Below are 26,913 nucleotides of genomic sequence, written 5' to 3' on the forward strand. Positions count from 1 at the left end.
GATGAACAAGGTCAAGAAGGTAGCAACGATCGGCCTGGCAGTGACCGCCGTCGTCGGCGCCGGCTTCACCGCCGCGCGCACGGCCGGAGCCGAACCCGCCCCGTCGTACTGCGCCGAAATGCCGGACGCGGTCGGGCTGTATGTGGGTAATCCGGTCACCCGGATGGGGTTCCCGGTGGGACGGGTCGAGTCGATCGTGGAGAAGGGCGGTCACGTCGAGGTGACGTTCTCGACGGACGGGGATCGCCCGCTTCCCGCCGATGTCAAAGCGGTGACCCGATCCAAGTCGATTCTCGCCGACCGCAGCCTCGAGCTCGTGGGCAACGACACGTCCGGCCCCACGCTCGAACCGGGATCCTGCATTCCGCTGCAGAACAGCCGGACTCCCAAGGCCATCTCCGAGGTCGTGGGGTCGGCGGCGGACTTCATCGAGGCCCTTTCTCCCGAAGGGAGCGCGGACACCGTCGAGATGGCCGTCGCGGGCCTGGACCAGGCTCTGCGTGGACAGGGCGACAACGCCCGGTCGATGATGCTGCATGCCGCCGATGCCATGGAAAGCCCCGACAAGTTCGTCGCCGACATCGGTACTGCCATCGCGAACATGGCGCCGTTGAGCGAGCAGGCTCTCGCCGACTGGGCAGCGATCAAGTCCGTCGTGGAGCAGATGCCGGACGTGGCGGTGGCGGGAATAGACCTGTGGCCCGGAACCATCGACGTGTGCGTGGGAATCGGCTGGCTTGTCGCCACTTTGGACGACATCCAACGCAAGTACGGCGGGGACATCTGGCCGTTCGTGCACGGTCAGGTCGCCGACGCGATCGCACTCGCCGCGGGGCGGACGGGCGAGATCCAAAGCCTCGTTGCGACGGTGCCGTCGCTCGCGGCGGTCGCGGATCAGCAGACGCGGAACGCCGGCGGGCTGACGATGCAGTACACGCCCCCCACCATCACACTGAGCGACGAGGACGCCGACCGGCTGTGCGCACTCCTCGACACCGTCCGGCCGGGTAGCTGCACACCGACCGAATCAGGAGCTCGCGTTTCGCCGACGGGTCTGATGGATCTCGTCCTCCTGAACGGGGCTGCACAGTGAAGACACGGATCGACCTCGGACGGACGGCGCGGGTGACGACAGCGCTGCTGCTGACGCTCGTCGCCTCGGCATGCTCGCTGCGGCCGGAGGACCTGCCGTCGGTCCGCGGTGGCGTCGGGGACGGGTACGAGATCTCGCTCGAGTTCGAAAGCGTCATGAATCTGCCGGCCGGAGCCGATGTGATCATGGACGGCGTACGAGTCGGTGAGGTCCGCGAGCTCGACGTGGCGGACGACAGCGTCGCCGTCGTCGCGGGGATCCGGCAGGACACGCGGGTGCCTGCGGGCGCGAGGGCCATCGTCCGGCAGAACACCCTGTTGGGTGACACCTATGTCGCCCTCGTCCGCGACCCCGACGCCGTCGTCGGGGGATACCTCGAGGAGGGAAGCACCGTCCCGTTGAGCCGGACCACGTCGCCGCCGCAGCTCGAGGACACCATGGCCGTGCTCGCGACATTTGTCAACGGCGGCAGCATCCGAAGGGTCGAGGACGTCATGGCCCGGGTGAACGCGGTGATGCCGCCCGTCCCGGAAGTGGAACGACTTGCGTCGATCGTGTCGGTGGACCTGCGCGACCTCGGCGATCGGACGGCCGAGATCGACCGGCTGCTCGTGGAAATGGATGCCACTGCGGTCACCGTGGACGCCAATGCGGACTCGCTCGCCACGATCTTCGACTCGTCGACCGTGCATTACTGGCGGCGGCTCGCGGTGGATGTCGTGTCGCACATCGGTCAGATCCTTCCTTCCGTCGGAAGCCTGTACGAGGGTGGACTGTGGCTGATCCCGATGTTCGAATCGCTCGCCGACACCACCGACGTCTCCCGGGGCGGGCCCTCGGCCACCGTGGAAGTGTCGAATTTCCTTCGGACAACACTGATTCCGTTTGCCCAGAATCCCTCGGTGGACATCGTCTCGGTGGAAACGGCGGACGGTGATCAGTTGCTTGCCGATGCCGAGAACATCCTGCGCATGTTGGGAGCTGTGAAGTGAGCCGGCGTACAGCGCGGTCGATCGTGGGTATGGGTCTGATAGCGGTGCTCTCGTTCCTGTACATGACTCAGTTGGGCCTGCGGACAGGGTTCATGGAGGACGTCTACACGGCACGGGTGCAGGTCCCCGACACGAACGGCCTGGTGGAGGGCTCGCGGGTGCTGTTGCGCGGGGTGGAGATCGGCGAGATCACCGACATCACCGCATCAGCGGACGCGATCGACGTGTCGTGGAAGTACGACCGGAACCATCCCGTCCCCGCCGACAGTGCCTTCCGCGTGGACAATCTGTCGGCGCTCGGCGAACCGTATCTCGCCGTGTGGCCGGCGTCGGCGGCCGGACCGTATCTGGACGACGGCGCGTTCGTGCCGTCCACCCAGGTTGTGGTGCCGACGACGTTCGAGGAGTTGTCCGAGCGCCTCACCCGCCTGCTCACGCAGGTCGATCCGGAGGGCGTGCGCCAGATCTTCGATGCGCTGGATGTCGCTCTGCCCGACGATCCGCGTGTGCTGGGTAATCTTTCGCGGGCGGGGGAACTGATGGCAGCCACGTTCGCCCAGAACGCGGACAGTTTCACCACGCTGCTGCGGACCGTTCAACCGTTGCTGCTGGACAGCACGACGATTCCCCTGGGGATGCACAACGCCGAGCCGCACCTCGCCGAGTTCGGAAGCGGGTTCCGCGATCTGCTCGCCGGCATCAAGTTCGCTGCCGATCGTGGGCCGCTGAATGCCGGTATCGCGCACGGTGCCAGTCCGTTCATCGGTGAACTGCAGAAGTTCCTCGATGCGACGGCCGCGGACCTCGAGGTCATCGGCGTCGATCTTCTGCCTTCGGTTTCTCAGGGCGCGAGGGCGGTCCGCACGATCGACGTCGGCCGTCTGCTCGACAATGCCCTGACCTCCACATCGTCGGGGGACGCAGTGACCGTGCACGTGCAGGCGCCGGGCAACTGACCGTCCGACGGTCCCGGCACGTCACCCCATCAGATCGATACGAACAGGAATGAGGCGCACCATGCAGATGATCACCTCCGATCAGTCCACCGATAAGAACGACCGCAGTACGGCCGAGGACGGTGTCCCTCCGCGGGAGCAGGCGGATTCGCAGCGGTCCGGGTTCACGGTGCGGCTACAACCCGGGAAGATACTCATCGGTGGACTCGTGGTGGCACTGTGCGCCGCCGTGGCCCTCCTCGGCTGGCAGGTGAGCGACAAGGCAAGCGAACTCGACCGAGTTCGCACCGAGGCGGCCGCACTCGAGCGTGCCGAACAGGCCGCGCTCGAATACGCGACAGGTGCTGCCGAAATGGACTTCCGCGACCTGCAGACCTGGCGAACCCGGCTGACCACCGGAACCAGCCCCGAACTCTCGGAGCGGCTCACTCGCGCGGCGACCTCGATGGAGCAGATCATCGTTCCGCTTCAGTGGACGTCGACGGCGCAGCCGATTACGGCCAAAGCCGAAGCCGGTCCGGACGGCATCTACACGGTCGATTGCTTCGTGAGTGTGGTGACCAAGAACGCCCAGGCCCCCGAGGGCATCCAATCGACGGCGACGTACAAGCTGAGCATGGACAGCCGCGACGAGTGGAAGATCGCCGAAATCAGCGGTGTCGGATCGGCTCTGGGCGACGGCAATACACCCAGGTGAGGGGCGCCGTGCATTGTCGGTGGCGGCGGTCGGTGGAAGGAGGTCGGAGATGTCGTCGAGTGAGCCGGCGAGCATGGTGATGGCGATAGGAACCGCGGTCGGCGTGGTGGTCTCGGGGATGGATCTGCCGCAGCCGCTCGAGGACCAGGCCCGGGTGGCAGTCGAGGCGGTGCAGGAGGCTGCCGGCACTCTGGACCGGCAGGTCGCCGATCTGGTGGCGGGGTTGCCCGAGCCGATGCGTCCGGCGGCGGAGCAGGCCGTGGCGGACGCGACGTCGGCGGCGAAGGACGCGCTGATGCCGCACCTGCCGGCGGAGGCGGCCGCGGTGCTCGAACCGCCGCCGGCGCCGGTGGAGAACCCGGTGCAGGCCGTGCTCGAACAGGTGCCGTCGGTGCCGGCGCCGGCCGCGCCGGCGGGACGGCCGTCGGTGTTCGGGGCGCCGGCCACCGGGGCGACGGGCAGCGGCGCGTGGGCGCCGGGTCCGGCGTGGGGTGGCGGCGCGGTGACGTTGCCGTCGATCCCGGCGATCCTGCCCGGGACGAACCTGGCGCCGATCGGCGCGATCGCGGTGTTCGCGCCGTGGCTGCGCAAGGCCGGCCAGTTGTGCGACGGGGTCGGCGCGCCGGTGCTGGCGGCGCTGTACTCGGCGGAGAACGGCTTCCGGTACGGGCCCAGCGCCCCGGTCTCGCCGGTGGGGGCGAAGGGGCCGGGGCAGTTCATGCCCGGAACCTGGGATGCCTACGGCAAGGACGCCGACGGGGACGGGCGGGCCGATGTGCTGGGCATCGCCGATCCGGTGATGGCGTCGGGGAATCTGTTGTGCGACAACTACCGGCAGATCGAGCAGTGGAAGGCGCAGGGGGTGGTGCGCGGGGACACCCTGGACCTGACGTTGGCGGCGTACAACGCCGGGTTGGGGGCGGTGCGCCGGTCCGGGGGGATGCCGTCGGGGTCGCCGGACTACGAGAACCAGACCAAGCCGTACGTGGCGAAGATCCGGGCGACGGAGATGGTGTTCGCGCGGCTGCTCTCGCCGTTCTTCGGGCTGGGGTTGCCGGGGATGACCGAGACCGGCAACCGGGTGGTGGACCTGGCGTTCCGGTATCTGGGGTTGCCGTACGTGTGGGGTGGCGGCAACGTCAACGGTCCGTCGGGGGGCGGGTTCGACTGCTCGGGCCTGACGTCGTACGCGGTGTACGCGGCGACCGGGGTGAGGTTGCCGCGCACCTCGCAGACGCAGTGGCGGGTCGGCACCGAGATCCCGATCCAGCTGGCCCGGCCGGGGGATCTGGTGTTCGGCAACTGGCAGTCCGACGGGCCGGGGCATGTGGGCATCTACATCGGCGGCGGTCAGATGGTGCACGCCCCGACGTTCGGGGACGTGGTGCGCGTCGGCGCGGTCTTCCCCGGCATGAAGGCCCGGCGCCTGCTCTGAACGGAGACCCTACGGGTCGCTGACTTGTCGGCCCCTTCCCCAAGCAAACCCACGGACCATACCCCGATACCGCGTCTCGGCCAGCACGTCTGGCCGCGTGCCGAAAAGGCAAGCGGCTGAGCTGGACCCGGTCGGACGTGTCGACCCGTGCTCGATCGGGTGCCCGGTGCCGTTCACCGGGACGGTGGAATGCCGGATGCGGTTGGTTAGCGTCGGACCCGCACGGAAAACGACGTGACCGCGTGCGCCTCGGTCACCGGAACGGCCCTCGCACGCACGCAGGGAAAACACCCGTGGCCCCCGGGCACGGCTGGTGACAGTCGTGTGCGAGGGCTGGTGAACGGGTCAGGACGTCGGCGGACTCGTCCGGGTCACGTCGGCGGCGCGGGACGCTGCGCCGGGCCGGTAGACGGGGTGCGCGGCGCGCGGCGCCGGCCACTCCCGGAGATGTACGCCTGGAATCGGCGTGTGGATACAATCCACCTCACGGTGCATGACAGCTCTTCTCTGTCGTGTGCCCAGACCCCGGTTCGGTGTTGGCGCACCGGCCGGGGTCGCCCCGTTTTCGGGGCTGGTGCAGCGATGGTGGCACGCGGCCTGCGGGTGCGTCAACCGATCCGGTACAGACGCCAGGTCGGCTGGTTGTCGCCGTCGTTGGGGATCTCCAGATCGAGGGTCGCGATGTCGGCGCCGGTCTCGAAGACGGTGGGGTAGCGGCGGTTCACCGCATCCGAGACGCCGCGACCCTCGTTCGGCACGGTGAGCAGATACCGCACGCCGTTCGCGGCCGGATCGTTGAGGATGCGGGTGAAGTCGGCGTCGGACGGGATGACGAACTGCTCGGGCCGGTCGGTGGCGGTGAGGACCGCGAACCCGTACACGGTGTCCATCACCACCGAGCCCGGGGGCAGGTCGAGCGCGTCGAGATGGTCCGCGATGCGACGTTCCGTGCCGAACGACGCGATGATGCGGTTCTCCTGGTCCCGCAGCTGCGACGTGTCGTCCGGATCGGGGAACAGCACGGTGCGCAGCGCGTGCTGCTCCTGCGACAGCGTCGCGTTGCCCATCGCGACGAACGTGACCGGCACCGACACCGCGAGCGCGAGCGCCCCGACCGGCGCGAGGGTGCCGCGGTCCTGCGGCCGCACCGTCGCGTGCGCGCCGAGCCGGCGCGCCCGCAGCTGCCCGCCACGGGGCGCGAGCTGCACCACCCACATCGCCGCCAGCGGCACCGCGACGAGGTAGAACCGCAGGAACGGGAACGTCATGCCGCGGAAGTACGACAGGGCCGCGAACGCGAGCACCGCCCCCAGCACGACGAACGGCACGGCGGGCTCGAGGTCCCGGCGGCGCCACGCCAGCACCGCGACGACGGGCGCGAGCAGCGGCAGCGCCGGCCCGAGCACCAGGATCTCGGCGAGGGAGAACGCCAGCGCCCCCAGGCCCCCGGTGGAGCCGCCGCCGCTCTGCTCGAGGATCGCCGCGTTGCCGTACGACGACGAGAACTGCTGCAGCGCTTCGCCGGTGATGAGCCAGCTCGTCGCCGCCCACACGAGGAACGCCAACCCCACCGGGGCGGCGACGAGGATCGCGTCGAGCAGCGCCGCCCGCCACACGCGGGTGCGCCACCACGTCACCGCGACGGCGAGCACGGTGACGGCCGCGCCGACGGCGAGCGCGTCGTACCGCGCCAGATACGCCAGCCCGACGGCGATCCCGGCGACGGCGAGGTCGTGCACGTCGTCGGTGCTGATCCACCGCACCAGCCGGCGCGTCGCCCAGCACAGCAGCATCAGGAACGGCGCCTCGCTCATGCCGTTGGCGCCGTAGTACACGATCATCGGATTGAGCGCGAACAGCGCCGTCACCGTCCACACCAGCCACGGCGACGCACCGCGGTCGCGGGCGAACAGGTGGACCTGGGTGACGGCCCCGGCCATGAACGGCGCCGACATCACCACGGCCGTGAGGCCCCACCGGGTCAGCGCCGGCCACCAGTCCGACAGCGCCACGAGCGGCAACTGCATCAACGCGGTCAGGGGCGTGAACACGAACCCGATGGCCGCCAGGTGCGGGTCGCGGCTGTGCAGGGCGCTGCGCGCGGCCGCGACGCGGCTGAGCGAATCACCTTGGAAATAGGCCACATCCAGCGAAAGGTACAGCCCCACCGCCGCATAGAGCAGGCAGGACAGCCAGAACGCCCGGGCCGAGTCGCCCCTCATGACGACAGCCCGTGGAAGGTCTTCTCCCAGTATGAGGGATTGCGGATCAGCTGATAGGTGCCCTTGATCGCTGCGACCGACATCATCAGCCAGTACACCGGCACCGTCAGGCACGCGAGCCACAGCGCCGAGTTGCCGGTCTCCCGGCACGCGACCAGGTTCATGTACAGCACGGCGGAGTTACCGAACACCAGCGAGATCAACGCGGGGAAGTACACGTACCAGGGGAAGATCTCCTCGATCAGGAACGGCTGCCCGAGCAGCCACGCGATGGTGATCAACCAGAACACCATGTTCAGGCACGCGATGATCGGCGTCCCGGCGAGCAGGGTCGTGAACCGGAGCATCCCGACCGTGCCGATGCCCCGCCACAGTTGTACGGGTCGTCGCACGTGCACGAGCCATGTCTGCAGATATCCCTTGTACCAGCGGGAACGCTGCCGGATCCAGTTGATCGGATCGCTGTTCGCCTCCTCCATCGTCGTCGAGTCCAATACGGCCGTACGGTAGCCCGACTCGGCGATGCGCACCCCGAGGTCGGCGTCCTCGGTGACGTTGTACGGATCCCACGCGCCGATCTCGTCGAACACGGCGCGCCGGATGTGGTTCGACGTACCGCCCAGCGGGATGGGCGAATTCGAGCGCATCAGGCCGGGCAGCACGAAGTTGAACCACAGCGCGTAGTCGGCGGTGAACCAGCCGGTGAGCATGTTCTGGGTGCCGTTGTGGAAGGCCAGCTTCGCCTGCACGCACGCGACGTCGTCGCCGAGCCGGTCGAACGCGACCGCCACGCGCCGCAACTGCAGCGGCTCCGGCAGGTCCTCGGCGTCGAAGATGGTGACGATGTCGCCGGTGGCGAAGTGCAGCCCGTAGTTGCAGGCCTTCGGCTTGGTCCGCGGGTCCGCCGCCGGCACCAGCAGGATCTGCACGCTCTCGCCCAGACCCGCCTGTTCGGCCGCGGCGATGGTGACGGCGTCGTCCTCCTCGAGCAGCAACAGCACCTGCAGCTTCTCGGCCGGATAGTCCAGCGCGGCCATCGCCGCGATCAGATCACCCACCACCTCCGGCTCGTTGTAGGCCGGGACCAGCACCGTGTACGTCGGCAGCGCGTGCCCGGGCACGGCCCGCGCCACGTCGTCGTCGACGGTGAGGATCGCGTCGCGCGCCAGGCCGCGGGAGAACAGCAGCAGCCGGTCCGCGAGCGTCGCGATGTACCCGGCCGTGCACACCGCCATCAGCACGGTCAGCGTCGGCGTCGTCGCGAACACCAGCGCCACGATCGCCGCGGCGACCAGGCCGAGGGTCAGCCACTTCTGCCACGGCACGAACGCCACCGACGCCGACGACAGCGGCCGCTTCTCCCGCAGCCCGTACACCGCGTCGTGCAGCGCGGCGGCCTTGAACTCCTCGTCGACTAGATTCCGCGCCACTGCGCCTCCACCAGATCACGGCCCAGCTCGGTGAGCATGTCCAGGTCCTTGTACTCGGGATCGGAATCCTCCACCGACGCCCGCCCGCGCAGGAACACCGACAGCAGATTCCGGCCGTTCGACGCCATGTTCGGCGTCGGCTGCGGGAACGGCGCATCGAGTTCGTGGTTGTCGACGGTCAGCAGGCTCACCCGCTGCGCGAGGGCGTCGCCGCGCGTCCAGATGAAGTTCATCAGGCTCCAGGTGAGCAGCAACTCGTCGTCGACGACGGTGAAGAAGTCGGCCTGCACGCCGTGGCCGAGGTCCACCCGGATCTTCGGGCTCACCCGCGCCCGCCCGAGATCGTAGGAGGTCTGTACCGGATACACCTCGAACACCCCCACCCGCCGCACCTGCAGGGTCTGCACGGCGACGGTGCGCGGCCGCGACAGCCGATCCCAGTCGGCGCGCGGCTCGACGGCCCGGATCATCTGCCGGCGCAGCTGCGCGGTGGAGCCGAAATACCTTCGCGGCCAGTCGTAGTCGATGGAGTCGATCTGATACCAGCCGGTGGGGACCACCTGCGTGACGGTGCCGCTCGGCGGTGGGCCCACCGACACCGGCGTGAGCTGCTGATCCGGCAGCGGCAGCACGGCGAGCACCAGCGCGGCCGGGACAACGAGGAACAGCGCCGAGCGCGTCGCCTCCCGCGGCGACACCGGGTTCGGGGGCAGCGTGCGCGGCGCGAGGCCGCGATACCGGTACAGGTAGAACGCGCCGCCGACGACGAGCGCCGCCGTGCCCGACGGCACGATCTGCGCGACGGCGACCCGCGCGTCCGGGTAGCGGGTGGTCACCGCGAACAGCAGCGCCAGGCCGAGCAGCATCGTCGCGGAGAAGCCGATCAGCGCGCGGCGCCGGGTGCGGCCGACCGCGACGGCGATCGCGATCGCGCCCAGCAGCACCATCAGGAACCCGGCGGCGAACTTGGTGCCGCCGAGCTGCACGAGCACCGCCCGGTAGAACAACGGCGACGTGCCCAGCAGCAGCAGCCACACCGGCCAGTACCGGGAGGCGACGCGCAGGCCGAACAGCAGCACGCACGCGCCGATCACGAACGTCCACGCCGACAGCACGTCGAGGTGCATCATCTGGTAGTTCGGCCCGTACCGCGGCAGCAGCAGCCACTTGACCGCGAGCGCGATCAGCAGGACGGCGCCGCCGACGATCCGGTCGGTCTGCCGGTCGTGGATCGGCAACTCGCCGCGGCGGCGCCGGGTGACGCCCTCGGCGGCGAGCACCGCGAACGGCGGCACGAGCAGGACGTAGCCGCCGCCCGTGCCGCGGGAGATCTCCGTGAGCAGTTGCTCCCACGTCGACCAGTACCCGAGCACGGTGGCGGCGACGATCACCGTCCACCGTGCGCTGGTGTGCGCGAACAGTGCGGCGCGCTCGGCGGTCGTGACGGTGCTCATGGCGACATCCGATCAGAGCGGGCGCGGCCGGCCGCGACGCCATCGCAAGGCCGTGACGCCCGCGGCGACGAGCCCCACGGCCAGCAGGGCGAGGCCACCGGCGAGCACCCAGCCCGTCGTCCGGCCCAGCGACTCCTGGGTGCCGGGCTCGGCGGCCGGGTCGGTGAGCGCGAGTTCGACCGGGTCGCGGTCGGCGGTGGTGAACAGCACGTCGCCGTCGAGTTCGGCCCAGCGTTGCGGGGTCGCGGCGAGCCAGCCGAGGGTGCGGTCGAGTTCGGCGGGCACCTCGGTGGCGGCGGCGACGAGGACCGTGCGGTCGCCGTCGCGCGCCACCTGCAGCGACGCGAACTCGATGTCGGTGGGGAAGGTGACGGTGGTGGCGTTCCCGGTGGCCGGGTCGAGGAGGTCGAGGGTGCGGCCCTGTGTCCCGGCGAGCGGCAGTTCCAGGGTGTCGGGGACGCGGCCGTCGGCGGCGACGACGATGGCGGGGGTGCCGCCGGTGGCGGCCTCGTCGACGCTCACCCATTCGGGATCGAGCGGCACGGAGGTCAAGCTCTGCAGCCCGGCCACGAGCGCGACGGCCCGGGCGGTGTCGGCGATCCCGGCCTCGGTGGCGGCGACGTTCACCTTCGGCAGCAGCGCCTGCGGCAGCGACCGGAAGCCCCCGGGCAGCGGCGGGTCGGCGGGCTCGGTGGTGAGGCGGCTGCCGGCGTCGACGGTCAGCGTCATCGGCTGCTGCAGGCCGCACTGGTGGGTGCCGCCGGTGGCGCGCAGGGACACCACCACGTCGGTGGTCCGTCCGAGCACGTTGTTCGGCACCGTGATCCACCGATCGAGACGGCCGGACGCGTCGGCGGGCCACGAGTCGACGACGGTGTCGCCGACCGTCACCGACACCAGGCCGCCCTCGGTCGTGGGCAGCGGGGTGTAGGAGCCCTGCAGGTTGATCCGCAGATTGTGGGACGACCGTCCCAGACGGGTCTGGTCGATGCCGAGCGGCACCTCCACCACGCCGACGCCGGTGTCGGTGAGGGCGCCGAGGCCCAGTTCGGCGAGCGTCGTCGCGTCGGGGGACAGCCGCGGCGGCCGGCCCAGCGTGCCGACCGTCGCCGCCGAGGCCACCGCGACCGACGAGATGTCGCTCGTGATGAGGCGGGCCTGGTTGCGCAGGGCGTCGGCGTCGCCGGTGACCGCGAGCGCCGGACCGCCGCCGGGCACCTGGACCAGGGTGGCGGCACCGTCGCCGTCGGTCTCGACGATCGCGATCTGCCGGGTGAACGGCCCGGCCGGGGCGGGCGGCACCGCGTCGTCGCCGGGCAGGGTCTGCACTGTCACCCGCAGCGGCCGGCCCGTGTACTGGGCGGTGACGGCCGCGGTGAGATCGAGAGCGGTGGCCGACTCGGCGGGGGTGGGGTCGGCGGGCAGCGCCAGCTCCAGCGACTCGAGGATCGGCGGCAGGAAGTCGGCGACCACGGCCGGCGGGGTCGCCGCCCCGGTGTAGCGGACGCGTCCGTCGCGCAGCACCACCGAGCGATCCGTCCAGTCCTCGGGGCAGATCCCGTCGAACGGGAGCAGGTGAAGGGTCAGGGTGACGGTGACGGCGCGGTCCGCGATCGGCGCCGCATCCAGGGGCAGCGAGACCGGCACGAGGGTTCCGGCGGCGGGCAGGTCGATGCGGGCGAGCAGTAGCCCCTGCGACTGGACGTCGATCCAGCCGCGGGCGACGTTGGCGGGCATCTGCACCGTCGTGTCGAGCGCGGCGGGCCGCAGCCCGTCCGGCACCGGGACGGTGAGGGTCGCGGTGTCGCTGTGGCCGCGGAAGGCAACCGTGTCGCCGAATCCCAGCGTCTGCGTGCCGAAGACGACGTCGCCGGGCGGCGCGACGGGGTCCTGCGCGGCGGCAGGGCCAGCGGCGAGCACGGTCAGCGCGGCCAGGGCGGGAACGAGGATGGCGTGTCCGGCACGGCGAATTGTCTGGGTCGGCACATCGGGGACTTTACGGTTGTTCGGTACGAAATGTGGGACAAGTGCGACACGGCCGCGATTGCGTGGACGCAATATCGCTCACAGTCCTCCGCGCGTTACCCATCGGCGACCAAGTTCGTACACACTGTGGGTATGTGGTGGTGGGTTGCGGCGGTTCTGGGCGCCTGGCTGCTCGTCTCGGTGGCGGTCGGTCTGGTCCTGGGCAAGGTGCTGCGCGTGGCCGACATGGAGGAATCCCTCGTCGAGATCCAGCGCGCCGAGCGCGAGAGCGAACGTCGCACCAACAAGCCCTGACATCGCTTTACATGCTTTTGACCAGCGCTTTAGTGTTTGTACTCGCGAGTAATGATCTTGAGGACTAGTGTTCCTGTGTCGCCTTCCTGTCCCCCCTGCGAAGGCGACGCTCGCAGGCCGGTAACCCCCCATCGCCGGCCCGCGCTGAGGCCCCGCCGTTTCGCCACCACGATCGGCGGGGCCTCACCCCTTTCGGGCGGCGTGCCGACCGATACGCTCGGGCGGTGACCGAGCCGCGCACCGCACCCCGCATCACCATCACCTACTGCACGCAGTGCAACTGGCTGCTGCGCGCCGGCTGGATGGCGCAGGAGCTGCTCAACACCTTCGGCACGGATCTGGGCGAGGTCGCGCTCATCCCCGGCACCGGCGGCATCTTCGTCGTCACGGCCGGTGATCGGGTGGTGTGGGACCGCAAGACCGACGGTGGGTTTCCCGACATCGTCACGCTCAAGCAGCGGGTGCGGGACGTCGTGGATCCCGAGCGGGATCTGGGGCACGGGGACGCCGCGCGCCGGGCGCAGGAATAGGATTTCTACGGCCGTATCCGGCGCCGGTACCGGCAGAACTACCCGGCCGGTTTCCAGTCGTGCTCGTGTTATCGGGTTTCGTCCGCATGCGGTGCTCTGTATCGATACCCACTCGTTGCGGCTGTGCAACATCGGTCCACCGATTTCGGAGCACACTCGGGCCATGCCTGTCGGTCGGAAGTGGTGCGAGGTCGAGAACGAGTTCTTTCCGGCCGAGGAGTTCCAAGGCGACGTGCATATGCACTGCCAGGGGCGGGCGTGGGGAATTCCGGACAGCTACGTGATGCCGTCGAAGTCGCCCGAGGACGCGGATTGAGATCCGCGGTCGCACTGGTGAGAATGTGGAGCCCTGCCGCGAGGCGCTCGCAGGAACTCGAGAGACTCCGGCTGGAGGCGGAGCGTGCGGAGGAGGCGGAGCGCAGCGCCGCGCTCGACAAGGCGACGACCGACTTTCAGATGGCCGGCTGGGCTGCCGAGTACGAACTGCGGAAGCTGTTCCAGGAGAACCTGTACGACGCATCCAAGGGCGGTTTCGAGCGAAGTAGAGACAGTGCGAAGTTCGTGCAGACAGCCGCCGCTGCCATCGGAACCATCTATATCGGCGTGTTGGGTGTGGCGTTTTCGGTGACCGATAATTCGCTACCCCTGCGCGGGGTCTTTGCCCCGCTCTTTCTGGGTATGGCCGTCGCCTTTTCCGGGTTCTATCTGGCCTTCCTCATGCCTGCGAGTCGCTCGACGCTGCGCCCTCCGACGGGCACCCTGCACAATCACCAGATGCAGCGGTTGATCTTCTTCATGGAGTGGGTCAATCGAGCGACGGGGCAGCGGCGGTACTTCATTCAAGCGAGTGTGCTCAGCCTGGCGGTGGGACTCGTCTTCATCGTCGCACCCTTCGTCAGCAGTCCGCGCCCTCCCGAAGTTCCTGCCATGCCCACCCCACCGGCCGTGCCGGCCGCGACAGACCCGGATCTGCAGCCCCGAGCGGTCGAACTGTTCCTCATCCAAGTGGACGAATTTCGGCGGGCGGTTCTCGAGAGAAACAAGGCGATTGCGGAATCCGCGCAACAGAGTGTCGAATTCGAGGAGCGGGAAGGTCGTTTGAATGCGTGGTCTGCTGTCCTGGCCGGGGTGGGCCTGATCGTCGTTCTCGTGGTCCCGGTCTTCTTCTCGCGGGAGCGAGCACCTACGCCGTGACGTGGAGGGCCGAGCACCGCGGGTGGGGCCGCACCGTGGACTATCCGGTATCGGTCCCGTGGATCAGTACACCGTGCCGGCTGGCTTCCTGCGTTCCGCAGCGGCGCCGGTGGACCAAGCCGGGCACGGATAGGAGCCCGGCGAGCGCACGGCGGGTACCGATCTCTCGAGCAGCGCTATTTCGCAGACGTAATGTTTTGGCGATTTGCCCGATTCAATGGACCGTCAGGTCCTTCCTCTTCGAATCGAGGTCTTCGTGAAGCGTCTTCTCGCCGGAATCCTGGGCTGTGCCGCGATCACCGTCGCCGTACCGGCCACCGCAAGTGCGGGCACCGGAAGTGCCGATATCCTTCCCCGCATTCTTCCCGCGGCGCTCTGCGTCGTCTCGTCCGGTTCCGGTCAGTGCGCGCTCGTTCCGCTTCCCACGCCGGGCGCGGTGATCGGCGCTGCCGAGTCGACGCGCCTCACCGTGGCCGAGTAGGGACCGGGAGCCGCGGCAGCTTCGTGCACAATCCCGGCGCGCGTCGGGCGGGACCGTTCCTCCCGGAGCCGGACAGCATCACCGGCCACAACTGCGATCAGCACCGACAGCGCTGCCCACAGGACCACCAGGCGCACGACGATGTCCATCCGTCGAACCCTGAACGATGCCGACCGAGTCCATCGTTTCGTCCGCGGCGACGGACGTGGACTGGAATAGTCCGCTGAAACGACACCGAGAGTGCAGATTGGAGGCGCGGCGTGTAGGCGCGGGCGGTGCCGCTCGAAACAGACCGACCAACTCGCATGTGAGGCCGCCTCGGGTTACGGTGTTTCGGAACATTCCGACCGGGGGGTCGAAGTGGACGCCGCGACTTCTCGCGGAATCGCCGTACTCGAGGGAGCTTTGATGCAATCCGTTCTGAAGAAGACCGCTGTGGCCGTTGTCGGGGTGGGAGCGCTGGCGCTGTGCGTGCCGGGGACCGCGGTCGCGGCAGGTAACCCGTCCGTGGGGGCGTCGGGCACGCCCGGCTCGATCACCGTCGATTTCGACTTCGCCGGGGTGGACGTCGCCGGCGGTGTCACCTGCGTGACCTATGTGTCGACCAAGCAGAGCGGGCTCGACGCCGCCGATCCGTCGGGCCGCGCCGATGCACAGGCGCCCGGCTCGAAGTTCTCCGTCGAGAACACCAGCACCTCCGCCATCACCTTCGTCCAGGACGGCCAGCCCGTCTCCCAGGGCCCGCAGCCCATCGCGGCCGGCACCTACTACGTGTACTGGGGTTGCCAGGACGCCGCCGGCACCCAGTGGGACAACGTCGGCCTGAAGTCCGGCGCGCCGTTCCAGAACCCGATCGTCGTGAACGTCGCCGGCGACGGCGCCGCTCCCGCACCCGCGGCCCCGGCCGCGCAGTCCGCCCCGACCAAGTCGGAGGGGACCGTTCCGCAGGCGGACGCCGCGCCCGAGACCGACGACGTCATCGACACCCCCGAAGAGCTGATCGGTCTCGTGATCGATCTCTTCGGCGATCAGCTGCCGGACCTCTCGCAGAGCTGACCTTCGGCACGCGCAGGCGGCATCCTCCACGGGATGCCGCCGCCGCGTGGTTCCCGGGAGTGGCAGTTGCATTCGCGCACGGTCGCGCCGGGCGCGCGCGTTCGATAGGGGAGCGACATGGGCGGAGGAGCCGCGACCGATGCGGTGGTCCTGGTGGGAGGCAAGGGAACGCGTCTGCGGCCCCTGACGCTGTCGGCGCCCAAGCCGATGCTGCCCACGGCGGGACTGCCCTTTCTGACGTATCTGCTCGCGCGGATCAGGAGCGCGGGCATCACCCGCGTGGTGCTCGGTACGTCGTTCAAGGCCGAGGTATTCGAGGAGTACTTCGGTAGCGGCGAGAGCATCGGGCTGGAGATCGAGTACGTCACCGAGACCGAGCCGCTCGGCACCGGCGGCGGCATCCGCAACGTGCTGCCCCACCTGCGCTCCGACAACGTCATGGTGTTCAACGGCGACGTTCTCGGCGGCAGCGACCTGCGCGAGATCCTGCACACGCACGAGGTCAACCACGCCGACGTGACGCTGCACCTGGTGCGCGTCGCCGATCCACGCGCCTTCGGATGCGTGCCCACCGACGCGGACGGACGGGTCACGGCGTTCCTGGAGAAGACACAGGATCCGCCGACCGATCAGATCAACGCCGGCTGCTACGTCTTCCGTCGCGAGTGGATCGAGAAGATCCCGGCCGGACGTCCCGTCTCGGTGGAGCGGGAGGTATTCCCGGCGCTGCTCGTCGACGGCGCCCGCGTGTTCGGCCACGTCGACGCCGCGTATTGGCGTGACATGGGGACGCCGGACGACTTCGTCAAGGGCTCGGCCGACCTGGTCCGGGGAATTGCGCCGTCGCCGGCGCTCGACGGTGAGCGCGGCGAGGCCCGCATACACCCGACAGCCCGCGTCGCCCCTGGGGCGATGCTGATCGGCGGAACCGTGGTCGGCCGCGACGTCGTGGTCGGTGGCGGAGCCCGGCTCGACGGAGTCGCGGTGTTCGACGGCGCACGCATCGACGCGGGAGCGGTGGTGGAGCGCTCGATCGTGGGATTCGGTGCCCGGATCGGGCCGCGTGCTCTGGTTCGTGACGCCGTGATCGGCGACGGCGCCGAGGTCGGAGCCCGCTGTGAACTGCTACGCGGCGCGCGGGTGTGGCCGGGAGTCGTCCTGCCGGACGGCGGGGTCCGGTTCTCCACCGACGTGTAGAGACATGCAGGACAAGCTGATCCGGTTCCGGGGAGGAGCTCGATGTATCCGCTTCGCGGGGCCGTTCGCAACTATTCGTGGGGTTCGCACACCGCGCTGGCCGAGCTGACCGGCCGGTCTGCGCCCACCGAGGAACCCGAAGCCGAATTGTGGCTCGGTGCCCATCCGGCGGCCCCGGCCGTGGTGGACGAAGACGGCTCTACGGTGTCGCTGCTCGATCTCATCTCGCGCGATCCCGAAGGCCAGCTCGGATCGGAATGTGCTCGAGAATTCGATGGTCGGCTGCCGTTCCTGTTGAAGATCCTCGCGGCCGAGCAGCCGCTCTCGTTGCAGGCGCATCCGAGCCGGGCGCAGGCTCGGGAGGGGTTCGCGCGGGAGAACGACGCCGGAATTCCATTGGGCGCACCGCACCGCAACTATCGGGACGACAACCACAAGCCCGAGATGGTCGTGGCGCTGAGCCGTTTCGAGGCGCTGGCCGGCTTTCGGGCCCCGACCGAGACGGTCGAGTTCCTTCGTGACCTGAGCGTCCCCGAACTGACTCCCTACGCGTCGGAGTTGGGCGACCACCTCGACGCGACGGGGCTGCGCGCCCTGTTCACTGCGTGGATGACGCTGCCGACCAAGTCCCTCGTCGCGCTGACGGATGCCGTTCTGGCCGGGTGCGAGCGCTACCTGGCGGCGCGGGCCGGCTCGGACGACGAGTTCACCGTCGCGGCACGCACCGCCCTCGACCTCGGCCGGGCCTACGCCGAGGACCCGGGCGTCATCGCGTCGCTCCTGCTCAACCGGGTGACCATGGAACCGGGCGACGCATTGTTCCTGCCGGCGGGGAACCTCCACGCATACCTGCGGGGCACGGCCGTGGAAATCATGGCGAACTCGGACAACGTGCTCCGCGGCGGGCTCACGTCCAAGCACGTGGACGTGCCGGAACTGCTGCGCGTGCTCGACTTCGGATCGGTGGACGTGACATGGGTACGTGCACGCATCGACAGGGACGAATGCCTGTACGCACCGCCGGTGCGCGAGTTCGAGTTGGTGCGAGCCGAATTGGATCTATCGGGTACTTCGAGACCGACCTCTGCTGCATTCGGTGGCCCGGCGTCGCGGCTCCTGCTCTGCGTGGAGGGATCAGCTCAGCTGCGGTGCAGCGATCAGATACTGAACCTCGAGCGGGGGGAAGCGGCGTGGGTTCCGGGCTCGGACCCCGAACTCGTTGTACAGGCCAGGAGTCCTCACGCGACGGTGTTCGCGGCAACACTGCCAGTTCCGTCGGAGTCGACCTGAGTGGGCCGACAGCGCCAACTCTTCACACATTGTTGGTTCAGTACTCAGCGTGCATCGGTGTGCTGAACACGCCCGCTGAGTACCTCTGGGAGAATGCGTTGCACAGTCTTCGGCACGGGATACCTGGGCGCCACTCACGCCGCATGTATGGCAGAACTGGGGCATGACGTCCTGGGCGTCGACATCGACCCCGGGAAGATCGCGAAGCTGGAGGCAGGGGAGGTGCCCTTCTTCGAGCCCGGCCTTTCCGAGGTATTGCGACGAAACCTCGAATGCGGACGGCTTCGTTTCACCACGTCCTACGCCGAGGCGGCAGACTTTGCGGACATCCACTTCATCGGTGTCGGTACCCCACAGAAGAGCGGCGAATTCGCCGCGGATCTGTCCCAGTTGCATGCGGTCGTCGACGCGCTCGCCCCGCTCCTGACCCGTTCGTCGCTGATCGTCGGGAAGTCGACGGTGCCGGTCGGAACGGCCGAGCAACTGGCAGAGCGTGCCAGGAGCGCCGCCCCGGCCGGCGACGACGTCGAGGTGGCGTGGAACCCCGAGTTCCTTCGCGAGGGGTACGCGGTACAGGACACTCTCGCCCCGGATCGGCTGGTCGTCGGGGTCGACCCTAGTCGCGGCGGGCGAGCCGAAGCGACACTGCGTGACTTCTACGCGTGCCAGATCGCGGAGGGCGTGCCCTTCCTGGTCACGAACATTGCCACGGCCGAACTCGTGAAGGCTGCTGCGAACGCATTCTTGGCAACAAAGATCTCGTTCATCAACGCCGTCGCACAGGTCTGCGAAGCGAGTGGCGCAGATGTGGTCGAGCTGGCCGATGCGCTCGGCTACGACGCCCGGATCGGGCGGCGATTCCTCAATGCCGGCCTCGGATTCGGAGGTGGGTGCTTGCCGAAGGATATCCGGGCGTTCATGGCGCGGGCCGGCGAGCTTGGTGCCAACAACGTTCTGCACCTGCTCCGGGAGGTGGACGGCATCAACATGGGGCGCCGCACCACGATGGTCGAGATGACGAAAGAAGCCTGCGGCGGATCGCTCCTGGGCGCCCGGATCGCAGTCTTGGGCGCGGCCTTCAAGCCCGACTCCGATGACGTTCGGGACTCCCCAGCTCTCAACGTGGCGGGACAGCTCCAATTGCAGGGAGCAGCGGTGACGGTCTTCGATCCGAAAGCAATGGAGAACTCTCGACGGCTGTTCCCCACCCTCACCTACGCGGCGGACATCCCCGAGGCATGCCGAGGTGCCGACGCTGTACTGGTACTCACCGAGTGGCAAGACTTCAAAGAACTGGATCCGGAGGAGATCAGCGCAGCAGTTCGGGCGCGCACCGTTCTGGACGGGCGTAACTGCCTCGACGCGCAGCGCTGGCGTTCCCACGGCTGGCGCTACCGCGGCATGGGCCGATGACGGAGTAACCAGGTCCGCCGGCGGCCGGGTCCTACTGCAGGGCGCCGGTCGCAGCGTCCGGATCGATCTGCTTGAGCCGGTCCGTCAGCCAGGATCGCAGCATCGGGCCGTACTCCGGGCTCGCCAGGGCCGAGTCGACGCACGCTCGCAGGTAACCGCCGGGATTGCCGAGGTCGTGCCGCGAGCCGCGGTGGACGACGACGTGTACGGGGTGGCCCTCGTCGATCAGCAGCGAGATGGCATCGGTGAGCTGCAGTTCCCCGCCCACGCCGGGCTTTACACGGCGCAGCGCATCGAAGATCGCGCGGTCGAGCAGGTAACGGCCGGCTGCGGCGAGGGTGGACGGCGCGTCCTCGAGCTTCGGTTTCTCGACCATGCCGAGCACCTTCATCACATCCGGGTTCGCGACGCCGGGCACCTCCTGGACCTCGAAGACGCCGTACGAACTGACCTGGGCTTTCGGCACGTCGATGGCGCACAGGACGGTGCCGCCGCGCTTGGCGCGCACACGGGCCATCACCTCGAGGACGCCGCAGGGCTGGACGAGATCGTCGGGAAGGAGGACCGCAATCGCGTCCTCGTCGTCGTCGAGGGCCTGCTCAGCGCAACCAACCGCATGTCCGAGACCGAGCGGCTGGGCTTGAACGACGGATTCGACGTCGAGCAATCTCGGTGCCTTGCGCACCTTTTCGAGCAGGTGATGCTTGCCCTTCGCCGCCAGGTGATTCTCGAGGACCAGGTCCTCGACGAAGTGCGCGACAACGCCGGCCTTGCCCGGCGCGGTGACGATGACCAGGCGGCCCGCACCTGACTCGGCAGCCTCCGAGGCGACCAGTTCGATGCCGGGGGTGTCCACGACGGGCAGGAGTTCCTTGGGGACCGTCTTGGTTGCGGGGAGAAACCGCGTGCCCATACCCGCAGCCGGCACCACCGCCGTCTTGAACACGCTCGGGTTCTCGGCGATCAATTCGCCCATGGCGACACCTCGTCTCTCGATTGGGGCAAATCGGATGCCCATATGCGGGAAGGCACCCGCGCCATCAGGAATGTCGGTCGGAACAAGTACGCGCCGCACTGTCGCGGTGTGGGAGAGTTTCCGCAGGAATGCGCGATTGTGCGAAGTTTAACCCATCGCGCGAAACTCGCGACCTTCCTCGTTTGCCAGTGTGCGGCCACGGGGCAATGCACGAGGCCGTCGCCGATACTCGCCGAAGACTCTTCCAGGTCAGGGCATGTCAAACATGCCGGTCGGCGTTGAGGAGGCCTGACTGCACTGCCGTGCCGGCGAATACGCCGGTAACACCTGCCCCGAGATTCGAAATCTTGCACGGCAAGTACATGTTCTGTATTAGCCTTTGCCTCCTACAATCTGTACGTTCAGTTGAACTGGTCATTCGTCCAACTTGCTGCCGCCTCAGTTGCATGTCGCGGCCGTGTGTGACATTTCACACTGTAACGAAGAATCGCCTACGACCGAATGGTCGACAGCCCTCTGGTGGGAACAAACCGTCTGACCTGGTAATTGCTGAGAAGTTACTGAGAAGTAGGAGATCACCCCAGGTCAGCGTGCCCCATCGCCGGTCCCAGGCGCATCTCGATCGAGATGCAAGTCGTTGGCCAATGGCCCAAGATGTTCCTTACCGAGGGCAACGCAGGTTTGAGATGTGTGCGGTACGGGGAGGTATTCACACACCATCGATGCCGTCCGCGTGTTCCGCCCGAGGTGATCGCACCAGTACGGGCACCTCGCCCGTGTGGGGCTCGGGGAGGGAACAGAATGAAATCAGCAGTGGACCAGTCGGACCGGATGCACACCACGGCCGACTCCACAAGGGACGTGCCAGCAAGGCACGGGCCCTATCTGGTCGGAGACCGCTCCGGCAACACCCGACGGTCATGGCGGAAGGCGTATGGCAGGCGCCCGTTCTGGACCGGCAACGTCGTCTTGGCCATCGTCCTTGCTCGCGTCGTTCATTTCGGGGAGGCGGACCTGCTCGCAGCCACCCCGTTCACAAAGTTGAACTATGCCGTCGTGTCGGTCTGCCTCGCTGCGGCGTGGACCGCGACTCTCGTGCTCTTCCACACCCGATCACGTCGCGTCGTCAGCAGCGGATACGAGGAGTTGCAACGCATGATCTCCGGAACGCTCCGGCACTTCGGCGCTATCGCGACAGTCTCGCTCGTGAGCGGCGCGCGGATTGCCATCCGGATAGCGCGCCATTCGTTCGAGCGATATTGCTTTTCCGAGGCCATGCCGCGCAACCACCTTGTGTGGTCCGCAATCTCTGGCGAGAAACGCCCATCTGCAATTTGAGTACATGACGGCGGCTTCGAGGGCACCCAGCGTGCCCAAGAAATGAAATGTACGGCAGATGTGCCAGTGTCGTCTCCACCGCTGCTCTGTCACTGGCAACCGGAAATTGGCGAAATTATGTGGGAGAACTCATTGAACGCCATCGGCGCGAACGTTGAAGAGACGACCGATAACTATCTTGCACTTGCCGGCAACAGCAAACGACAGAGTGTGACAGGGCGACGTGCACGCCAGGCTTGGCAGCAGAAGTACGCCAGGACATTATGGGTCACGGACGGCCTAGTCGTGGTGATATCGATGGGCCTCGCTCATCTCGTCCGTTTCGGAGGCTCGGACCCAGCAGCATATACGCCATCGGCAATACACCTCACGTACAACAGCGTGACCTGTGCTCTGGCCATTTTGTGGATTTCCACCCTCGCCATTCACGACACCCGCTCGACTAGAGTCATTGGCACAGGGCCGGAAGAGTATCGACGTATCGGAAGCGCGACCTTCCGCTTCTTTGGACTCATCGCAATAATCTCTTTGCTCTTCCGTCTTGATATTGCCCGCGGATACTTGGCGATCGCACTCCCGGTCGGACTTGCAGGGCTGTTAGTGAACAGATGGGCCTGGCGACGCCTCGTCGTCAAGTTGCGCCGCAAGGGGGAGCTTAGAACCTCCGTGCTAGTCGTCGGCGGCCCACAGTCGGTACACCACCTCGCGCGGTCTTTTGAGCGTCAACCATCAGCAGGGTTTGAGGTAATCGGGGTCTGCATACCCGGACACACTGGGAACAAGGGTGACCACGTTGTTGTTGATCAGCGCGCGATTCCCATACTAGGTGACGACCGTTCCGTTCTTGAGGCACTTGAGTTCTCCAACGCGGATACAGTCGCGGTTTCAGCAACTGAACATCTCGGGCACGAGGGAATCAAGGAGCTTGCATGGGCGCTTGAGCCGCGCAACGTGGACCTCATCGTCGCTCCGAACGTCGTCGACGTCGCCGGGCCAAGAGTCGTAATGCGCCCGATCGCCGGACTACCGCTACTCCACGTCGAGAAGCCGAACTACCAGGGCGCGACGAGATTCGCGAAGGTGGCCTTTGACCGCACAGGTGCGGTCTTCCTCCTCCTTGTACTAATGCCGGTCCTTCTCCTGGTTTCAGCCATCATAAAGATTACGGATCAAGGACCCGTGTTCTATAAGCAGACTCGGATTGGTCTGGACGGACGCGAATTTCGAATGTGGAAGTTCCGGTCGATGATTCCGAATGCCGACAGACTGATCGACGACATGAGGCGCCATGGCGATCACTCCGAGACGTCGTTTTTCAAGTCTGCACGCGATCCCCGAATCACTCCGATCGGGCGACTAATCAGAAGAACAAGCGTTGACGAGCTTCCTCAGCTCTTCAATGTACTGCTCGGGGACATGAGTCTCGTCGGGCCGCGGCCCTTGGTGCCCGGCGAGGGAATGGGAATCAAGCACTTTGTAGAACGAAGAATGCTTGTGCGCCCTGGCATGACTGGGTTATGGCAGGTATCTGGGCGCTCGGATCTACCCGAGGAGGAACGAGTGCGTTTAGACCTATTCTACGTTGAAAATTGGTCGATGATTCAAGATTTGATGATTATCGGACGAACTGTACGAGCCGTCCTGACGAGCCGCGGTGCCTACTAGTGATACGCCGCCGGGAAACCCGACTTCTGAGACCGAATCGGCTCCCGTTCGGAGCAGATCCACTATGAAGGTCCTTCACGTAACGGAATGCTACAACGCCGGCGTCCGACATGCGCTCTGCGCGATAGCGGAAGCAGTTCCGGATATCGAGCACTACTTAATGGCAACCGGCGGGAATATTTGGGCAGAACAGGAGCTATTTCGCAACGTAGAACCACTGCCGTCCGGCCACGTTGCTCGGATCCGAGCAGTAAAGCGGGCCGCGCGCCACTACTCTGCGGATGCAATCCACGCGCATTCGAGCTGGGCCGGCGTTTACGCACGCATCCGCTCTGCGCCGGTTCCTGTGATATACCAACCCCACTGCTACGCGTTCGAAGACTCATCAAAGGGCGTAGTCCGCCGTTCGGCGTTCCGCGCTGCCGAGAAGATGATGTCACGACGTACCGCCGCTACGATTGCATTGAGTCCGCACGAAAAGGAGCTGGCGGAAGGTCTTTCGCGCTACAACCGTGTGTTCGTAGTTCCGAACGTACCGTCAATCGAAGGACCTGGGACAGAAAAGAGCGACACTCGGCCTCCTCGGGAGTTCATCGTATCGATGTCCGGTCGTGTGACGACACAGAAGGATCCAGAGTTTTTTGCAGCCGTTGCACGTACGGTGCGCTCGCGTCATCCTCGGATCAGATTTCGTTGGATCGGCGCTGGCGATGAGCACCTAGAACAAATTCTACATGCGTCCGGAGTCGAGGTAACCGGTTGGAAGTCGGGAGCTGAACTAGCTCGCACTCTAAGTAGCAGCTCAGTATATTTTCACACTGCGAGATATGAGGGGTTTCCGCTTGCAGTGCTCGATGCTGCTGCATTGGACATTCCGATCGTCGTACGCAATATCGCTGCGTTCGCCGGAACGCCCTTGCGGATTGTTTCCACAACGGCTGAGGCCGCTGATGCAATAGTCAGAACCGCAAGTTCCGACCTGAAAGCTGACCTTGTGCGCCGAGGACGCCTCTTGCTCGACAAAATGAACTCGCGATTGCAAGCTGGGGCACTCGACGAGGTATACAGATACGTATCGGAGAAATGACAAGTGAGAGTCGCATTCCCGCGTCGGATTATTGATACACACGTGGGTGGAAACACGACGTACACTCGGGCGCTGGAGGCAGGTCTACGTGCGCGGGGTATTGAAACAGCTCGAATCGCAAGTGGCCGAAACGCGCCGCACACAGCTCTCCTGGAAACACTCCAGGGCATGCGAGTACAGAGTTCAAATACGATTCTGCACTACACCGCTGATACCGGTCCCATATTCTCGACGCGTGGACCTTCAGTGGTAACCGTGCATGGAGTTGCAAGTCGCTGGATCTCGACTGCGCGTACTTGGACGCAGGAGAATATATGGAGAGCGAGGGTGGCACGGGCGATCAAGTCGACGGACCGGATCATCACTGTGTCCGAATCAAGTGCTCACGACGTCTCCGCCGTCTTCAACCTGGCGCTCGAAGACATCGCGGTTATCCCTCATGGAATTGACTTTCAAATGTTCCGAGCGAAAACCGATCTGTCCGACACTCTGGCGCACCGTCTTCGTGATGTAGAGTTTGCGCTCTATATCGGGAACATTGAGCCACGTAAGAATCTAGATGCACTTATCGACGCCGTTGAAGATGAGGCAGCTCTGCCATGCGGTATGAAGCTGGTCATCGCCGGCCGTCCCGCATGGAACTTTGAAGAGACAATGCGCCGGATCGAGCATGGAAAGAACGTTATCTATCTAGGTTTCGTATCGGATGCCGATCGGGTTGCATTACTGCAGCAGTGCTCCATTTTTGTATTCCCGAGCCTCTACGAGGGGTTTGGGTTCCCGGTACTGGAAGCAATGGCAGCAGGTGCCCCGGTTGCATGTTCCACCCGAGGGTCCCTCAAAGATCTCGCAGGCCCCGCAAGGCGTTTTGAAGAGCTAGATTCGTCGGGAATCGCACGCGGCCTCTCGGAATTTATCGGGGATATTAGCTGGAGGGCGCGCGCGACGATCGATGGTCCGAAGTGGGCGCAGCGATTCGACTGGTCGGAAAGTGTGGAAAAGCATACCGCGCTATACAAGGAGCTTGTTTCGCAATGAGAATTGCCGTCCTGCATGCCTACAGTGCCCAAAATGCCGGCGACGGATTACTAGTGGAGGAAACCCTTGAACTGCTTAATGAGGCCCTAGGCGGAGGTCACGAATTTGTACTCGTCGCGTCGTATCCGCATACATTCTCGCATCTCGGTACGATCGTGCACAGGTCAAAGCCAGGCGTTTTTGGCTACAGCATGCACTATCTCAAATTCCTCCGCAGAATCAATGACTTCGACGTGGTCGTAGGGGTCGGAGGGGGATACTTACGCGCCAGCAATATGCGCGAGTTTATGAAGGGGCTCTTGGTCCAGGGACCGCAGCTCTACGCCGCCGCGAGCGCCAAACATCAATCCGTTTACTTGCCGCAGAGCGTGGGACCATTCAGTTCGATTGGGTGGGCCTTAGCTCGGAATCTTCTGAGGAAGATTGATCTGCTGTACGTCCGCGATGATCGGTCGCTGCATGAGGCGCACCTCGACCATATTGTGCGGTCCCCAGATCTTGCCGTTCTGGCGATTCGCTCCACGCCATACAATGACGACCAACCCATATCCGCTACACCAGTACTGTCAGTGCGTGAGGTGCGTGGTTCCGTACCTTATAGGGTCAGATTAATCGGCGAGCGGTTGCGTCATTTCGATGGATATGTTCAAAGTTCTGTTTCTGGAAATGACGACCGCGTGGCAATGGCGTCCATGAATCCACTGGAAATAATTTCTCGCCGCGATCTACTTGAGTCACCGGCGCTCCCTAGGCGGATTGTAATCGCGATGCGGCTTCATGCGGCGTTAATGGCAGTTCAAGCTGGCCACTATGTTATCCATCTGGCGTACGAAAGGAAGGGCTTTGGCGCATTCGAGGACCTCGGACTTTCAGACTATGTTATGAATTCGAATAATGTCGATGTGGATGAAGTCGAGATGAAGGTTCGATCTCTCCTATCCTCCGAGGGGTCGCGTAGGGAGTATCGCAATCGACTCGAGCAGAGCTTGGATCGGATCGCGGAGTCTCGTTGTGCGCTAGTCAATGATCTCCGACGTCAGGTTTCCTCGGCTGGAGTTAGCATCTAACCGTGGTGTTTGCCGGCGTCGT

General features: G+C 66.2%; 24 protein-coding genes. 19 read left to right on the top strand and 5 right to left on the bottom strand.

Going from position 1 to position 26,913, the window contains the following annotated elements; translation table 11 throughout:
• The first annotated feature begins 1 nt into the window (after nucleotide 1).
• From OCS65_RS07595 to OCS65_RS07615, 5 genes are all read left to right on the top strand, one after another.
• Entirely contained in the window at nucleotides 2-1,093 is a 1,092-nt protein-coding gene (locus OCS65_RS07595; protein ID WP_044475574.1) for an MlaD family protein, read from the top strand.
• Nucleotides 1,090-2,085, top strand: coding sequence for an MlaD family protein (locus OCS65_RS07600; RefSeq protein ID WP_006930735.1), 996 nt, complete (start codon nucleotides 1,090-1,092; stop codon nucleotides 2,083-2,085). Before OCS65_RS07595 ends, OCS65_RS07600 begins: the two co-directional genes overlap by 4 nt.
• Nucleotides 2,082-3,041: an MlaD family protein gene (locus OCS65_RS07605; RefSeq protein ID WP_263509307.1), complete on the top strand. Its 960-nt coding sequence runs from the start codon at nucleotides 2,082-2,084 to the stop codon at nucleotides 3,039-3,041. The genes OCS65_RS07600 and OCS65_RS07605 overlap by 4 nt, the downstream gene beginning before the upstream one ends.
• 61 nt (nucleotides 3,042-3,102) lie before the next feature.
• Nucleotides 3,103-3,738: a hypothetical protein gene (locus tag OCS65_RS07610; protein WP_006930733.1), complete on the top strand. Its 636-nt coding sequence runs from the start codon at nucleotides 3,103-3,105 to the stop codon at nucleotides 3,736-3,738.
• Nucleotides 3,739-3,787: 49 nt separating this feature from the next.
• Nucleotides 3,788-5,173, top strand: a complete 1,386-nt coding sequence (locus OCS65_RS07615) for an NlpC/P60 family protein (protein WP_263509309.1) — start codon at nucleotides 3,788-3,790, stop codon at nucleotides 5,171-5,173.
• A gap of 608 nt (nucleotides 5,174-5,781) precedes the next feature.
• On the opposite strand, the gene OCS65_RS07620 is transcribed toward OCS65_RS07615, so the two are convergent.
• From OCS65_RS07620 to OCS65_RS07635, 4 genes are read right to left on the bottom strand one after another with little or no spacing between them, the layout of a single operon-like run.
• Nucleotides 5,782-7,395: an ArnT family glycosyltransferase gene (locus OCS65_RS07620; RefSeq protein WP_263509311.1), complete on the bottom strand. Its 1,614-nt coding sequence runs from the start codon at nucleotides 7,393-7,395 to the stop codon at nucleotides 5,782-5,784.
• Nucleotides 7,392-8,825, bottom strand: coding sequence for a glycosyltransferase (locus OCS65_RS07625; protein ID WP_263509313.1), 1,434 nt, complete (start codon nucleotides 8,823-8,825; stop codon nucleotides 7,392-7,394). The genes OCS65_RS07620 and OCS65_RS07625 overlap by 4 nt, the downstream gene beginning before the upstream one ends.
• Nucleotides 8,810-10,279: an exosortase/archaeosortase family protein gene (locus tag OCS65_RS07630; RefSeq protein ID WP_263509315.1), complete on the bottom strand. Its 1,470-nt coding sequence runs from the start codon at nucleotides 10,277-10,279 to the stop codon at nucleotides 8,810-8,812. The genes OCS65_RS07625 and OCS65_RS07630 overlap by 16 nt, the downstream gene beginning before the upstream one ends.
• Before the next feature lie 12 nt (nucleotides 10,280-10,291).
• Complete coding sequence (locus tag OCS65_RS07635; protein WP_263509317.1) at nucleotides 10,292-12,265, bottom strand: cellulose biosynthesis cyclic di-GMP-binding regulatory protein BcsB; 1,974 nt, start codon at nucleotides 12,263-12,265, stop codon at nucleotides 10,292-10,294.
• A gap of 132 nt (nucleotides 12,266-12,397) precedes the next feature.
• Between OCS65_RS07635 and OCS65_RS07640 the strand changes: the two genes are divergently transcribed.
• From OCS65_RS07640 to OCS65_RS07680, 9 genes are all read left to right on the top strand, one after another.
• A complete protein-coding gene (locus OCS65_RS07640) occupies nucleotides 12,398-12,559 on the top strand; it encodes a hypothetical protein (RefSeq protein ID WP_263509319.1) in 162 nt (53 codons plus the stop codon).
• Between the two features lie 224 nt (nucleotides 12,560-12,783).
• Nucleotides 12,784-13,089, top strand: coding sequence for an Rdx family protein (locus tag OCS65_RS07645; RefSeq protein ID WP_043797019.1), 306 nt, complete (start codon nucleotides 12,784-12,786; stop codon nucleotides 13,087-13,089).
• 163 nt (nucleotides 13,090-13,252) lie between these two features.
• Nucleotides 13,253-13,405, top strand: a complete 153-nt coding sequence (locus tag OCS65_RS07650) for a hypothetical protein (RefSeq protein ID WP_157127564.1) — start codon at nucleotides 13,253-13,255, stop codon at nucleotides 13,403-13,405.
• Between the two features lie 23 nt (nucleotides 13,406-13,428).
• On the top strand, nucleotides 13,429-14,283 hold the full coding sequence (locus tag OCS65_RS07655; RefSeq protein ID WP_050035774.1) for a hypothetical protein: 855 nt from the start codon (nucleotides 13,429-13,431) through the stop codon (nucleotides 14,281-14,283).
• 217 nt (nucleotides 14,284-14,500) lie between these two features.
• Nucleotides 14,501-14,764, top strand: a complete 264-nt coding sequence (locus tag OCS65_RS07660; protein ID WP_263509321.1) for a hypothetical protein — start codon at nucleotides 14,501-14,503, stop codon at nucleotides 14,762-14,764.
• 408 nt (nucleotides 14,765-15,172) lie between these two features.
• The gene (locus tag OCS65_RS07665; protein ID WP_203329993.1) at nucleotides 15,173-15,820 is read left to right on the top strand and encodes a hypothetical protein; all 648 of its coding nucleotides are present in this window, start codon (nucleotides 15,173-15,175) and stop codon (nucleotides 15,818-15,820) included.
• 117 nt (nucleotides 15,821-15,937) lie between these two features.
• A complete protein-coding gene (manB, locus tag OCS65_RS07670) occupies nucleotides 15,938-17,017 on the top strand; it encodes a mannose-1-phosphate guanylyltransferase (RefSeq protein WP_263509324.1) in 1,080 nt (359 codons plus the stop codon).
• Nucleotides 17,018-17,059: 42 nt separating this feature from the next.
• Nucleotides 17,060-18,307 (top strand): mannose-6-phosphate isomerase, class I, encoded by a 1,248-nt coding sequence (gene manA / locus OCS65_RS07675; protein WP_263509326.1) that lies wholly within the window; start codon nucleotides 17,060-17,062, stop codon nucleotides 18,305-18,307.
• Between the two features lie 93 nt (nucleotides 18,308-18,400).
• On the top strand, nucleotides 18,401-19,720 hold the full coding sequence (locus tag OCS65_RS07680; protein WP_263509328.1) for a UDP-glucose dehydrogenase family protein: 1,320 nt from the start codon (nucleotides 18,401-18,403) through the stop codon (nucleotides 19,718-19,720).
• 31 nt (nucleotides 19,721-19,751) lie between these two features.
• Here OCS65_RS07680 and OCS65_RS07685 read toward each other — a convergent pair whose 3' ends face one another.
• Nucleotides 19,752-20,696, bottom strand: coding sequence for a UTP--glucose-1-phosphate uridylyltransferase (locus OCS65_RS07685; protein WP_263509330.1), 945 nt, complete (start codon nucleotides 20,694-20,696; stop codon nucleotides 19,752-19,754).
• An 801-nt stretch (nucleotides 20,697-21,497) separates the two neighbouring features.
• Here OCS65_RS07685 and OCS65_RS07690 point away from each other — a divergent pair.
• The 5 genes from OCS65_RS07690 to OCS65_RS07705 all read left to right on the top strand — a co-directional run bounded on the left by OCS65_RS07690 (nucleotide 21,498) and on the right by OCS65_RS07705 (nucleotide 26,891).
• Entirely contained in the window at nucleotides 21,498-22,034 is a 537-nt protein-coding gene (locus OCS65_RS07690) for a hypothetical protein (RefSeq protein WP_251549638.1), read from the top strand.
• A 132-nt stretch (nucleotides 22,035-22,166) separates the two neighbouring features.
• Entirely contained in the window at nucleotides 22,167-23,699 is a 1,533-nt protein-coding gene (locus OCS65_RS07695) for a sugar transferase (protein ID WP_251549636.1), read from the top strand.
• Nucleotides 23,700-23,859: 160 nt separating this feature from the next.
• Entirely contained in the window at nucleotides 23,860-24,786 is a 927-nt protein-coding gene (locus OCS65_RS29925) for a glycosyltransferase (protein ID WP_420833247.1), read from the top strand.
• Between the two features lie 168 nt (nucleotides 24,787-24,954).
• Nucleotides 24,955-25,824: a glycosyltransferase family 4 protein gene (locus tag OCS65_RS07700; RefSeq protein WP_251549634.1), complete on the top strand. Its 870-nt coding sequence runs from the start codon at nucleotides 24,955-24,957 to the stop codon at nucleotides 25,822-25,824.
• Nucleotides 25,821-26,891 carry a polysaccharide pyruvyl transferase family protein gene (locus OCS65_RS07705; RefSeq protein ID WP_251549632.1) on the top strand — a complete coding sequence of 357 codons (1,071 nt, stop codon included), beginning with the start codon at nucleotides 25,821-25,823 and terminating at the stop codon, nucleotides 26,889-26,891. The genes OCS65_RS07700 and OCS65_RS07705 overlap by 4 nt, the downstream gene beginning before the upstream one ends.
• Nucleotides 26,892-26,913 lie beyond the last annotated feature (22 nt).

Source organism: Rhodococcus aetherivorans (assembly GCF_025722975.1).
In the GTDB taxonomy this organism is placed as follows: Bacteria; Actinomycetota; Actinomycetes; order Mycobacteriales; family Mycobacteriaceae; genus Rhodococcus; species Rhodococcus aetherivorans.